The sequence below is a fragment of the Rhizobium sp. 01T437 genome (genome assembly GCF_056398505.1).
Genome location: NZ_JBFTPM010000007.1, coordinates 133,162 through 146,139 on the forward strand (window position 1 = coordinate 133,162; position 12,978 = coordinate 146,139).

11 protein-coding genes and 1 other RNA gene are annotated in these 12,978 nt (G+C 62.0%); 6 read left to right on the forward strand and 6 right to left on the reverse strand.

All coding sequences use genetic code 11. The features are described from left to right. Positions 1-3: 3 nt before the first annotated feature. Positions 4-1,098: an AbrB family transcriptional regulator gene (locus AC1DM5_RS16635; protein ID WP_477822068.1), complete on the reverse strand. Its 1,095-nt coding sequence runs from the start codon at positions 1,096-1,098 to the stop codon at positions 4-6. A gap of 152 nt (positions 1,099-1,250) precedes the next feature. Then, positions 1,251-2,153 carry a LysR family transcriptional regulator gene (locus AC1DM5_RS16640; protein WP_477822037.1) on the reverse strand — a complete coding sequence of 301 codons (903 nt, stop codon included), beginning with the start codon at positions 2,151-2,153 and terminating at the stop codon, positions 1,251-1,253. 91 nt (positions 2,154-2,244) lie between these two features. Between AC1DM5_RS16640 and AC1DM5_RS16645 the strand changes: the two genes are divergently transcribed. The 3 genes from AC1DM5_RS16645 to AC1DM5_RS16655 all read left to right on the forward strand — a co-directional run bounded on the left by AC1DM5_RS16645 (position 2,245) and on the right by AC1DM5_RS16655 (position 8,613). Next, positions 2,245-3,297 carry an aldo/keto reductase gene (locus tag AC1DM5_RS16645; protein WP_477822036.1) on the forward strand — a complete coding sequence of 351 codons (1,053 nt, stop codon included), beginning with the start codon at positions 2,245-2,247 and terminating at the stop codon, positions 3,295-3,297. A 100-nt stretch (positions 3,298-3,397) separates the two neighbouring features. Continuing rightward, positions 3,398-4,810 carry an FAD-binding oxidoreductase gene (locus AC1DM5_RS16650; protein WP_477822035.1) on the forward strand — a complete coding sequence of 471 codons (1,413 nt, stop codon included), beginning with the start codon at positions 3,398-3,400 and terminating at the stop codon, positions 4,808-4,810. Positions 4,811-4,899: 89 nt separating this feature from the next. Then, positions 4,900-8,613, forward strand: a complete 3,714-nt coding sequence (locus AC1DM5_RS16655) for an AsmA family protein (protein ID WP_477822034.1) — start codon at positions 4,900-4,902, stop codon at positions 8,611-8,613. Between the two features lie 12 nt (positions 8,614-8,625). Here AC1DM5_RS16655 and AC1DM5_RS16660 read toward each other — a convergent pair whose 3' ends face one another. The 4 genes from AC1DM5_RS16660 to ssrA form a co-directional block, all read right to left on the reverse strand. Next, on the reverse strand, positions 8,626-8,847 hold the full coding sequence (locus AC1DM5_RS16660; RefSeq protein WP_477822033.1) for a ribbon-helix-helix domain-containing protein: 222 nt from the start codon (positions 8,845-8,847) through the stop codon (positions 8,626-8,628). Positions 8,848-8,930: 83 nt separating this feature from the next. Continuing rightward, entirely contained in the window at positions 8,931-9,119 is a 189-nt protein-coding gene (locus AC1DM5_RS16665) for a DUF4169 family protein (RefSeq protein WP_037070786.1), read from the reverse strand. A 47-nt stretch (positions 9,120-9,166) separates the two neighbouring features. After that, positions 9,167-9,679 (reverse strand): SspB family protein, encoded by a 513-nt coding sequence (locus AC1DM5_RS16670; RefSeq protein WP_113325497.1) that lies wholly within the window; start codon positions 9,677-9,679, stop codon positions 9,167-9,169. 131 nt (positions 9,680-9,810) lie between these two features. Then, positions 9,811-10,187, reverse strand: a transfer-messenger RNA (tmRNA) gene (gene ssrA, locus AC1DM5_RS16675). A gap of 114 nt (positions 10,188-10,301) precedes the next feature. Between ssrA and AC1DM5_RS16680 the strand changes: the two genes are divergently transcribed. The 3 genes from AC1DM5_RS16680 (at position 10,302) to hflK (ending at position 12,978) form a co-directional block, all read left to right on the forward strand. Next, a complete protein-coding gene (locus tag AC1DM5_RS16680; protein ID WP_477975290.1) occupies positions 10,302-11,096 on the forward strand; it encodes a thymidylate synthase in 795 nt (264 codons plus the stop codon). Between the two features lie 113 nt (positions 11,097-11,209). Next, positions 11,210-11,731 (forward strand): dihydrofolate reductase, encoded by a 522-nt coding sequence (locus AC1DM5_RS16685; protein ID WP_477822031.1) that lies wholly within the window; start codon positions 11,210-11,212, stop codon positions 11,729-11,731. A gap of 146 nt (positions 11,732-11,877) precedes the next feature. Then, positions 11,878-12,978, forward strand: coding sequence for an FtsH protease activity modulator HflK (hflK, locus tag AC1DM5_RS16690; protein WP_477822030.1), 1,101 nt, complete (start codon positions 11,878-11,880; stop codon positions 12,976-12,978).

Genomic DNA, 12,978 nt, shown 5'->3' on the forward strand with positions numbered 1-12,978 from the left:
ACCTCAAGCGGCATTTTCCGCAAGATCGGAGCGGCGGGCGATGAAGCGGGCGAGCGCCGGGCCGATCAACAGGATCATCATGAAGCGGCCGGTCTGCATGGCCATGACGAAGGGCACGTCGACATCGCTGGACGCGGCAATGATGGCGACGGAATCGGCACCGCCGGGGCTGGTCGCGAGATAGGCGGTGAGCGGGTCGATGCCGGCAAATTTGTGGAGTGCCGCCGCCATGCAGCCGCAGAGCGCCATCAGGATGATGATGGAGGCGGACACGCGCGGCAGAGCGCGGGCGGCGTGTTTGATGATCGAGCGGGTAAAGCGCAGGCCGATGCTCCAGCCGATCAGTGCGTAGCTGAGCGCCAGGATCCAGGTGGGTAGCTCGATCTTCAACAGGCCAAAGCCCTGCAGAAGAGCGCCGCCGATCAGCGGGATAACGATATTGCCGCCCTGGATGCGGAAGCGGAAGACGGCGTAGCAGCAGAGGGCAGCGAAGGCGACAGTCAGGGCGAAGGCCGGCCAATCGACCGGCGGGAAGAAGATGACCGGCGGCGGCTCTTCGCCATCGGCGGCGACCCAGAGGCGGGAGATGACGGAAGCGCCGACGGCGACGAAGACGACACGCAGATATTGCATGAAGGCGACGAGGCGGGCATCGGCGCCATAGGCTTCCGACATGATGACCATGGCCGAGGCGCCGCCGGGCGTGGAGCCCCAGACCGCGGTTGTGCCCGGCAAGACCTGCCAGCGCGTGAGCAGCCAGCCGAGACCGGCGGCAATGGCGATTACCGAGACGATGAAGACGAAGAAGAGTGGTGCGTCCTTCGCCATGGTGCCGAGGATATCGGGCGTGATATTGCGCGCCATCAAGAGGCCGACCAGCACTTGGCCGAACTGCAGCGGCCAGTAGGGGATGCGCAGCTGCCCCGTGCTGACGGTGAGCGCCAGCACGATGGCCGCGACCATCGGGCCGATCAGCAGCGAGGCGGGCAGGGCGAAGAGTTCGAGGAAAAGGACTGATATGGCCGACAAAGCGAGCAGCAATGCCCATTTGGGCAGGCTCGCTTTCTGATGGAAGCTGCTTGCGTCCAAAATTGTGATCCCCGAACTTTTCGACCGGAGCGAGCCCGAAGGCGGAGGTGGGAGGAGGCCCCGGCAGTATGAAGAGGCCGGCTGCGAGGGCCGGCAGGTGCAGACCGGATATAGGCGCGGGGTGGCCAAGGGGTCAATTGCGGAATCTGACCTTTGCGCTTCTAAAGGCGGATGTGTTTCGCGAGGAAATCAAGCAGGGCGCGAACGCGTGCGGGAAGAGGGCCGCCCTGGCCGATATAGACGGCATAGAACTCCTCGACATCGCCGGGATTGAGTTTTTCCAACACGGGAACGAGCCGACCGACGGCGATATCGGTGCGCACGGTGAATTCTGTCATGCGGGCAAGGCCGGCGCCCGAGAGCGCGAGATATCGCATAGCCTCGCCATCGCCGACCTGAAGGCCGGGGGTGAGGGGAATGGTGATCGTCTCGCCGGCATCGATGACCGGCCAGCCTTCCAGTGCGCGGGCATAGGAAAAGCCGATGCGGCGGTGATTGTGCAGTTCGGCGGCCGAGCGCGGTTTGCCGTGTCGCTCAAGATAGTCGGGCGAGGCGACGATGATCTTTCTGGCAGCGCCGAGCTTGCGGGCGATCAAGCTCGATGTCTTCAGCGGGCCGGCGCGGATCGCCACATCGGCACGCTCTTCCAGCAGATCGACCACCTTGTCGGTATGGGTGATATCGAGGGTGACATCCGGGTGCTCGGTCATGAAGGCCGGGATCAGCGGCGCCAGAACATGATTGCCGAAGGAGCCGCTGGTGTTGATGCTGATGCGGCCCGCGGCCTGTTCTCCGGCCGAGGCGAAACGTTCGGCCTCCGATATATTGGCGAGGATCGCGACACTGCGCTCGTAAAAGGCGCAGCCCTCGGGCGTCAGTTGCAGTTTGCGTGTCGAGCGGTTGACGAGGCGGGCGCCGAGCCTGGTTTCCAGCCGGGCGACCAGCTTGCTGACGGCCGATGGCGTCATGCGCCGCACCTGGGCGGCAGCGGAAAAACCGCCGCGCTCGACGACGCTGACGAAGACCTCCATTTCGCCCGATCGATTGATGTCCTGACGGCTCATGATGAATTCAAATCACAGATGATATGCTTTAAGGTAATCTATATCATCGTTCTGGCCGGGTCTATCTCTTCAAAAAACAGGAGATTGAATCATGGAATACAGAAATCTGGGCGCATCGGGCTTGAGGGTGCCGGTGCTGAGCTTCGGGGCCGGCACCTTTGGCGGCAGCGGGCCGCTCTTCGGCGCTTGGGGCACGACGGATGCGCAAGAGGCGCGGCGCATGGTGGATATCTGTCTGGAGGCGGGTGTGACGCTGTTCGATACGGCGGACGTCTATTCGGCCGGTGCTTCCGAGGAGGTGCTGGGGCAGGCGATCTCCGGAAAGCGCGACGCGGTGCTGATCTCGACCAAGACGGCGCTGCCGATGGGCGAGGGGCCGAATGATTGGGGCACCTCGCGGGCACGGCTGATCCGCGCGACCGAGGATGCGCTGCGCCGGCTTGGTACCGACTATATCGACCTCTTGCAGCTTCATGCCTTCGATGCCTCGACGCCTGTCGAAGAGGTGCTTGCGACGCTCGATGGGCTCGTGGCCGCTGGCAAGGTTCGCTACATCGGTGTTTCCAATTTCTCCGGCTGGCAGCTGATGAAATCGCTTGGGCTTTCCGAGAAGTATGGATACCCGCGTTACGTGGCTCATCAGGTCTATTATTCACTCGCCGGGCGGGATTACGAATGGGAGTTGATGCCGCTTGCCGCCGACCAGGAAGTGGGTGCATTGGTCTGGAGCCCGCTCGCCTGGGGTCGGCTGACCGGCAAGATCCGCCGCGGGGCGCCTTTGCCCGAGGGAAGCCGTCTGCACCAGACGGCCGAATACGGGCCGCCCGTCGATGACGAAAAGCTTTTCGATATCGTCGATGTGCTGGATGAAATTGCCGCCGAGACCGGCAAGACCGTGCCGCAGATCGCCATCAACTGGCTGATCGGCCGGCCGACGGTTTCAAGCGTCATCATCGGCGCGCGCAACGAGGCGCAGCTCAGGCAAAATCTCGGCGCGGTCGGCTGGAGGCTGACGCCGGAGCAGATCGGGCGGCTGGATGCGGTGAGTGCCGTGACCCCGCCCTATCCCTATTTTCCCTATTATCGGCAGGAGGGCTTTGCGCGGCTCAACCCGCCCGCAGTCTCTGCAACAAAGATGGGATGAAATCTTCCCGAATCTTGGCTGGACAGCCGCTTTGACTTGCCTCATACCCGGCCTGCTACAGATGCTGTAGCAGGCTGTGGAATGCAGGGAGATCAAGGGCATGGCACTGCGCGACGCGAAGGCTGGGGTGCGAAACGAGGCGGGCACAGAGGCCGTCACCGGCATTCTGAAACAGCGCTTCGGAGAGCGCTTCCAGACCGGCCAGGCTTTTCGCGCCCAACATGCGCATACGACCACCTATATTCCCGCCCAACTGCCCGACGGCGTGCTTTTTGCCGAGACCGCTGACGATGTGAAGACCGCTGTGCGGGCCTGCGCCGATCATAAAGTGCCTGTTATCGGCTTTGGCACCGGCTCCTCGCTTGAGGGGCAGGTCAATGCGCCAAATGGCGGCATTTCCATCGATTTCAGCCGAATGAACCGGGTGCTTGAAGTCAATCCGGAGGATCTCGATTGCACGGTCGAGCCGGGCATCACCCGCGAAGCGCTCAACATCCATCTGCGCGATACCGGCCTGTTCTTCCCGATCGATCCCGGCGCCAACGCCTCGATCGGCGGCATGACCTCGACGCGGGCGTCCGGCACCAATGCCGTTCGCTACGGAACGATGAAGGACAATGTGCTTGCCGTTACGGCAGTGACCGCCTCCGGCGAGGAAATCCGCACCGCGCGGCGGGCGCGCAAATCGTCGGCCGGTTACGATCTCACACGGCTCTTCGTCGGTGCGGAAGGCACGCTCGGCATCCTGACCTCGGTGACGCTGCGCCTGCACGGCATTCCGCAGAAGATCGCTGGAGGTGTGTGCGCCTTCCCGAGCGTGAAGGCTGCCTGCGACGCCGTCATCATGACCATCCAGATGGGCATTCCGGTGGCGCGTATCGAGCTTGTCGATGCGCTGCAGATGCGCGCCAGCATCGCCTATGCCGGTCTTCCCTATGAAGAGAGCCCGGCGCTCTTCCTCGAGTTTCACGGCACGGATGAGACGGTGGCTCTGCAATCGGCAGCCTTTGCCGAGATCGCGACCGAATGCGGCGGCGGCGAATTCAAGTGGGCGGCGAGCCCGGAGGAGCGCACGAAGCTCTGGAAGGCGCGCCATGATGCCTACTGGTCGGTGCGGGCGCTCGCGCCCGGACTTGCCGTACTTTCGACCGATGTTTGTGTTCCGATATCGCGGCTTGCGGATTGCGTTGCCGAAACGCAGGCCGATATCGAGGCAAACGGGTTGCTGGCGCCAATCGTCGGCCATGCGGGCGACGGGAACTTCCATGTGCAGCTTTTGTTCGACGACAAGAGTGCCGCGGGGATTGCCACGGCCGAGGAGTTCGTGGCCCGGCTGAATGCGCGGGCACTGGCAATGGATGGCACATGCACCGGCGAACACGGGATCGGGCAGGGGAAAATGGCATTTCTGGAACAGGAGCTCGGGGGTACGGTGGACCTGATGCGCCAGATCAAGCGCTCGCTCGATCCTGACAATATCCTCAATCCCGGCAAGATTTTTCATCTGGGCTGAAAATGGAATAATCTCATGATCTTGGCCCTTGCCCCCGGCATGAATAGCGCTAGTGTCGGCAACAGAATCCCGAATGGAGAATCCCTGACTTGGTAGGCCGGTTCCTCATCTTTCTAGGAGGAGTGATCGTCGTAGTGCTCTTCGTGGCGCTGCTGGCACCGCTGTTCATCGACTGGACGGATTTCCGGATGAATTTCGAGGATCAGGCAAGCCGCATCATCGGCAAGAAGGTGACGGTGCATGGCACGGTCGACGCACGGCTGCTGCCGTTTCCGTCCGTGACGCTGCATGACGTGCGCGTCGGCCAGGAAGAAGACGGCACGCCGGTGGTGCAGGTCGAGCAGTTCTCCATGGATGCCGAGCTTGCGCCTTTCCTCTCGGGCGAGGCGCTGATCTTCGACATGCGCGTCGTCAACCCCAAGGTGCGGCTGCGGCTTCTGAAGGACGGCTCGCTGGACTGGATGCGCGGCAGCCAGCCGGAAATTCCGGCCAAGACCGTCGTTCTGGAAAATGTGCATGTCAACGGTGGCGAGATCGAGTTCATCGACGACCAGTCCGGCCGTTCGCGGCATGTGACGGGGCTCAATGCCGAAATGTCGGCGAAGTCGCTCGCCGGTCCATGGCGCATCGAGGGCGACGGCACGCTCGACGGCGAACATGGCAGCTTTTCCATCTCCAGCAATCAGCCGGACGAGAGTGGTGTGTTGCGCGTGCGCACGCGGCTTGCGCCGGACAAGCATCCTGTCACCGTCGATCTCGATGGTGAACTCAAGCTCGTCGACAGCCGGCCGAACTATCAGGGCACGCTGGTTGCGGCGATCGAAAACCGTGAGGGCAAGAGCGAAAAGGGGGAGGCGCCGCCGCGCCTCAAGGGTCGTTTCGAACTCACCAACGACCGCATCCGCGTTCCCGAATACCGTATGGAAGTCGGCTCGACCGATGACCCCTATGTGATCACGGGCGAGGCGACGCTCGACACCGGCAGCGCGCCGGAATTCCTGCTGACCGCCGATGGCCAGCAGATCGACGTCAACCGCATCGGCAACCAGGGTGCCGCGGGCAAGACCAACCGCGATCCTGCGGTTTCGGCACGTCAGCGATTGAACTCGCTGCTCGAAATTGTCGGCCAGGTGCCGATCCCGCAGGTGCCGGGCAAGGCGACGGTGCGCCTGCCGGCAATCGTTGCCGGCGATACGACGATCCGCGACGTGGCGCTGGAACTGAGGCCGGCCGGCAATGGCTGGATGATCGACAATGCCGTCGGCACGCTGCCCGGCCGCACGCAGGTGGAAGGCAAGGGCAAGCTGACGCTCACGGGCGATCCGTCCTTCAACGGCCAGATGGTGGTTGCCTCCACGCAGCCTACGGGCCTTGCCTCCTGGCTGGCAGGTTCGGTCGATCCGGCGATCCGCCAGCTCCGGCAGGCCGGTTTCTCCGCCAATGTCAGCCTGACGCATGATCTGCAGCGCTTCGAAAACCTGGAGATCGCGATCGGTGCTGCGACGCTGAAGGGTCGGCTGGAGCGGCAGGCGACCAATGGTCAGACGCCGTCGCTTTCCGTTGCGCTCAATGGCGATACACTTGATCTCGATGCGCTGAGGGCGTTGACCGGCCTCTTTACCGGCCAGGATGCCGGCGACAATGTGCTCGATCACAAGATTGCCGCGCAGCTCAAGGCCGACAAATTCACAGCCTTCGGTGTGCAGGCCGATAATGTCGAGACGACCTTTACGCTCGCCAACGGGGCGCTTTCCGTCGACCGGCTGTCGATCAAGAACCTTGCAGGCGCCGAACTGACGGCGACGGGCAAGGCGGAGGGATCGCTGCTCGATTATAAGGGCACCGGCGAGATCACCTTCAAGGCCGCCGATCCCGGCGCTTTCTTCGCCATGCTGCGCGAGCATCTGCCGCATCACCCTGTGATGGACCGACTGGTGCGCAACGCCGGCTGGTATGGCAATACGGCGCTGCGCGGCGCGCTGACGCTCGGCGGCGACGACGGCAATGCGCTTTCGGTGACGCTCGCAGGCGTTTCGAACGGCAGCCGCGTCAATCTCGACTACCGCATGTCCGACCTTCTGGCGCTGACCGGCAGTGGGACGACGACGCTGGAGGCGACGCTCGACAATGCCGTGCCGTCGATCCTGTTCGGGCAGGCGGGTCTCGATCCGCTGCCGGTTGATGCCGGCGCCAATGGCCGCATGACGCTGAAGGTAACCGCGGCGGGCAACGATCCTGCCGATGCCGCGCTGACCTTCGCGACAGACCGGACGTCGTTTACGGCAAACGGCAAGGTCGATGTACGACCCGACACTTTCATGAACGGCAATGTCGCCATATCACTCGAAAGCGCCGATCTCGATCCGTATCTGGTCATGAACGGCATCGCGCTGCCTGAGCTTGGCACCGGGCTGCCCTTCAAGCTGCAGACCAACGCGACCATCGATGCCGACAAGGTGGTGTTGGCGGATCTCAACGGGCATGCGGCCGACAATGAATTTGCCGGCGGGCTGACCTTCGATCGCAAAGCGGCAAAGACGACGGCGAGCGGCACGCTCGCGCTTTCCAAGGCCGATCTCGGCTGGCTCGGCGAGGCCGTGTTCGGGCAGATCAACGATCCCGCCAACGGCCAGTTGACGACGGCGGCCCTCGGCCTGCCGCTCTTCCGCGATCTGGACGTCAATCTGAAGCTTACCGCCAAGCAGTTCTGGCCGGGACTTTTGAACACGGCTGTGAATGATTTCACCTCAAACGTTGCCTACAAGGGCGACGAGCTGCAGCTCAACGACATGGCCGGCAACTGGGATGGCGGCGCGCTCTCCGGCAATATGCTCTTTACCAATGCCAATGGCACGGGCTTCCTGCAGTTGCGGCTGGCGCTTGCCGATTCCGATCTCGGCGGCGTCGTCTGGCCGCGCGACGGCGCGCCTGTCGCCAACGGCAAGTTCGGCATGTCGCTGGCGCTCGAAGCTTCGGGCAAGACGGTTTCGGAAATTGCGAGCTCTCTGAACGGCTCGGGCGAAATCCGGCTCGGCGAGACGAGCGTTCGCGGGCTGAACCTTGCGATCCTGGCGCCGCTGCTGGCCGCCACCGATCCGATGCAGGACCAGATCAATGCCGGCAAGATACATCCGATTGTCGAAACGCTGCTGAACAATGGCGAGGCGAAGCTGCCGCCACTCGGCATTCCCTTCAACGTGACTGACGGTACGCTACGGGTCCAGAATGTCAGCGTTGCCAACGATCTGGCGCATTTGAGCGCCGACGCGCAGATCGAGCTGCCGCAGGGGCGCATCAGCGCGACGCTCGGCATCGGGCTCAATCCCGGCTCGGAGGCGCTTTCGGGTGCGGAGCCGGGCATCCGGCTGAACTTCTCCGGCCTGCTGGCCTCGCCCGGCAAGACGATGGATGTGACCGATATCACCAGCTTTCTCTCGCTGCGCGCCTTCGAGCGCGAGCGGCGGCGCGTCGAGCGGCTGCAGACCAATGTGCTGGAAAAGCAGCGGCTGCGGCGCGAGGTGGCGCTCTATCGCTTCAATGACGCCCAGCGGGCTGCGGCTGCCGAGATCGAGCGGCAGCGACAGGCGGAAGAAGAGCGGCTGAGGGCTCTTGCGCAGGAGGCGGCCCAGCGCAAGGCGGAAGCCGAGGCAAAGGCGGCTGCCGAAGCTGCGGCGCGCGCCAAGGTTGAGGCTGAAGCGAAGGCAAGGGCCGCGTCGGAAGCTGAGGCCGCGCGGCGGGCCGAACAGCCCTTGCAGCCCGGCCAGCTCAATTTCGATCAGTTGCCGGGCGTTCAGGCCCAGTAAGGAAAGGGCCGATCAGGCGTTCGCCGCGGCGTTTTTCAGCCAGCACAGCACGTGCAGGCGCAGCGCCGAGGAGAGGTTGCTGTCAGCCGCGCGGCCATCGTCTATTTCTGATATCAGTGCCGCGAGCGGCATGGAACGACCTGCGGCAATCGCCTTCAACTCGGTCCAGAATTCATCTTCCAGCGAGAAACTGGTGCGGTGCCCATGCAACGTCGCCGAATGTTTGCGGATCATCGGCCTGCTTCGTCTTCGTTGAGAAAGCGATTCAGTCAGGAACCGCATCTGTCTGATCGCCCAGGCTTTTCACCCGCCGGCGATCAGGTCTTGTCGTCTTCGATCCGGCCCTGATCAAGCGCCTTTTCGGCCTTTTCGTTGAGGGCGCGGGTCAATTGCTTTTCAGCCTTGGTCCGGCCGTGGGAGATACGGTTCTGCTCTGCCTGCTTCTCCTTTTCGGAGCGAGCCTGCTGCTTGCGGAACTGGCGTAGATTGACGATTTCGGCGCTCACGCGGTTGCCTCCATCATGAAAAAGGGAGGCTTTCGCCTCCCTCGGCATTACTGCTTCTTGCGGAAAGAATCGAGCGAAACGACGGAGCCCGGTTTCTTTTCCTCGCCTTCTGCGGCAGGCTTTGCGGCCGCGTCCTCCGTCTTGACGGCATCAACGGGATAGGCAGTGATCTCGGCCGCCGGCAGCTCCTCGCCGTCGCTCAGCGGTACGTCGAACTCCAGCTCGAAATTGACCGAGGGGTCGTAGAAGCCGCGGATGGCGTTAAAGGGAATGACGAGCTTTTCCGGCACGTCTGAGAAGGACAGGCCGATCTCGAAATGGGATTCGGTGATCTTCAGTTCCCAGAACTGGTGCTGGATGACGATGGTCATCTGCTCGGGATATTTGGACTTCAGGTGCTGCGAGATGCGCACGCCGGGAGCGCCCGTGAGAAACGTGATGAAGAAGTGATGGTCGCCGGGCAGACGGCCCGTCGTTGCGACTTCGGTCAAGACCTTGCGGATGACACCGCGCAACGCGTCCTGTGCCAGAATGTCGTAGCGGATATGATCCTGCCCCATGCTTTTCCTGTCTTTCGTCGGTTTGGAAGTCTTTTCACGAACTTGTATGGCACGTCCGGGCGCTTTGGGAAAGGCGCAAGCCGATTCATGCGTTCATCAAGCATACATGATTTCACCGAAAAAGGGGAGAAGGTGAAGGCTTCTGTTGCCAGGTGCCTTCGGACCCCGCCTTACGGGGCTAACCGTAAGGACTTAGAGCGGAATTCCCGCACCGCCGTTAGGCAGCGAGAGCGTATTCCTTAGCGTTGTTGTCGTTTGCAACTACACTTGTGACCCGATAACGGCGGTATCATGCCGAGCGAAAAGTCGATCTTTACACCCTTGTCGATCCTATTTCGCCCCCATCAAAAGCAGGCCCTTCTCCAAAAGGAGAGCCGCCTGTTTTTGGTGGAGGCGCCGGGTACCGCCCCCGGGTCCAATAGGTTTATTCCACCGCCCGTTTATCGCCATAGCCGGCCCGAAAGCCGGCATGGGTGATATAGTGTTTTTGTGATCGCAAGGGAAGGGGATACGTCATAAAAGGGTCGTGCTCTCCAGGGATTTTGCTTGGATAATCAGCAAGACGCATTGGTTTGCGGCCGCTTTGCCCTTAAATTRGGTGCAAAAGGAATCGGTGGCGACCATGAAGCAWTATCTCGACCTCTTGAGCCATGTGATGGAAAAAGGCACCGACCGGGGCGACCGCACGGGCACCGGCACGCGTTCGGTCTTCGGCTATCAGATGCGCTTCGATCTCGATGCCGGCTTTCCGGTGCTGACGACGAAGAAGCTGCATTTGCGCTCGATCATCTATGAACTGCTGTGGTTCCTCAAGGGCGAGACCAATATCCGCTACCTGCATGAAAACGGCGTCAGCATCTGGGACGAATGGGCCGACGAGAACGGCGATCTCGGCCCGGTCTATGGCGCGCAGTGGCGCTCCTGGCCGGCACCCGATGGCGGGCATATCGACCAGATCGACAATCTCGTAAAAGGCCTCATCAAGAACCCCAATTCGCGCCGTCACATCGTTTCGGCCTGGAACCCGGCAGAAGTGGACGAGATGGCGTTGCCGCCCTGCCACTGCCTGTTCCAGTTCTATGTGGCTGACGGCAAGCTTTCCTGCCAGCTCTATCAGCGCTCGGCGGACATCTTCCTCGGCGTTCCCTTCAACATCGCCTCCTACGCGTTGCTGACGATGATGGTGGCGCAGGTGGCCGGGCTGAAATATGGCGAGTTCGTCCATACACTCGGTGATACACATCTCTATCACAACCATTTCGACCAGGCGAAGCTGCAGCTGGCGCGCCAGCCGAAGCCGCTGCCGCGCATGCTGATCAAGCGCGATGTGAAGGATATCTTCGGCTTCGTCTACGAAGATTTCGAACTCGTCGGCTACGACGCCGATGCCAATATCAAGGCGCCGATTGCCGTCTGAAGCGTGTCGCGATCTTTCAGATCGCTTGCCACGCTTTAGGCTTTTGTTTCGCATGTCGTAATCGCAAAACCGCTGCACATTTTTGCGCGACATGCTCCAAGCCGGGAAGGCCAATGTCCGATATCCGCAAGACCATCTTCGTTGCCGTTGCGCGCAACGGCATCATCGGCCGCGACGGCGACATGCCCTGGCGGCTTTCGACCGACCTCAAGCGCTTCAAGGCGATGACAACAGGCAAGCCTGTGGTCGTCGGTCGCAAGACCTTYGAGAGCTTCGGCGGCAAACCGCTGCCGGGGCGCCAGCACGTGGTGATCTCGCGCGGTGCCGCTATCGATCTTCCCGACGTGCAAATGGCCCGCTCTCTCGACGAGGCGATAGAGATGGCCGAGGGGCTCGCCCGCAAGCAGGGTGAAAACGAGATCTCCATCCTCGGCGGCGGGCAGATCTACGCGCAGGCGATGGCGATCGTCGACCGCATGTGCGTGACGCATGTGGAAGCCGATGTGGATGGCGACACGTCGTTTCCCGACATCGATCCCACAATCTGGGTGGCGACCGAGAGCCTTGATGTTCCCTCGGGGGAAAGGGACACCTATCCCACGCGTTTCGTCGTTTATGAACGGCGAGATGCCTGAAAAGGAACTATTTTCCAATTATATTGACCAAGTTTCTGACGCTGCGTTGAAAGCAGATGCGGCGATACCTATAACGGTCGGATCGCATCCGCCGGCAGCCCCCACGGCGGTCGGATGTGTATGACGTAACGAACAACGAGGTTTTGATGCCCTGGAGCAATCAGAATGGCGGCGGCGGCCCTTGGGGCGGCGGCGGCGGTAATAATCAGGGACCATGGGGGCAGGGGCCGAACCGTCCACGCGGCGGTGGCGGTGGCAAGGGCGGTCCGCCCGATCTGGAAGACATCATCCGGCGCGGGCAGGATCAGCTGCGCGGCTTCATTCCGGGTGGTTTCAACGGCGGTGTCGTTGCGATCATCGTGGCTGTTGTCGCGATCTTCTGGCTTTTCCAATGCATTTACGTCGTCCAGCCGGACGAGCGCGGCGTTGAGCTGCGCTTTGGCAAGCCCAAGCAGGAGATTTCCATGCCGGGCCTGCATTTCCATTTCTGGCCGGTTGAAACCGTCGAGACGGTCAAGGTGACGGTGCAGCAGTTGAACATCGGCGCGACCACGGCAGGCTCTTCGAGCGGGCTGATGCTGTCGAGCGACAAGAGTGTCATCAACGTGCAGTTTGCCGTCTTCTATACGATCAGCGATCCCAAGGCCTATCTTTTCGGTGTGGAAAATCCGGCTGAAACACTGCAGCAGGTTTCCGACAGCGCCATGCGCGAAGTCGTCGGCCGGCGTCCGGCACTGGATGCTTTCCGCAGCAACCGCCAGCCGATAGAGACGCAGGTTCTCAACATCGTTCAGGATACGATGAACCGCTACGGCGCGGGCATTACCGTGACCGGCGTGACGATCCAGAACGTGGCGCCGCCGCGCGAAGTCGCCGACTCCTTCGAAGAAGTCCAGCGTGCCGGTCGCGACCGCGACAGCACGATCGAGGACGCCAACCGCTATACGAACCAGAAGCTCGGTCAGGCACGAGGCGATGCAGCCCGCATCCGAGAAGACGCAGCCGCCTACAAGGATCGCGTCGTCAAGGAAGCGGAAGGTGAAGCGCAGCGCTTTACGGCCATCAACGACGAATATTCGAAAGCTCCCGACGTGACGCGCAAGCGCCTGTTCCTGGAAACGATGGAGCAGGTTCTGAAAAACTCCAAGAAGGTCGTGATCGACGACAAGCAGGGCGTCGTGCCCTACCTGCCGCTCAACGAGATCAACAGACCGGCGGCAGCAGCACCGGCACGGCAGGGAGGTTGA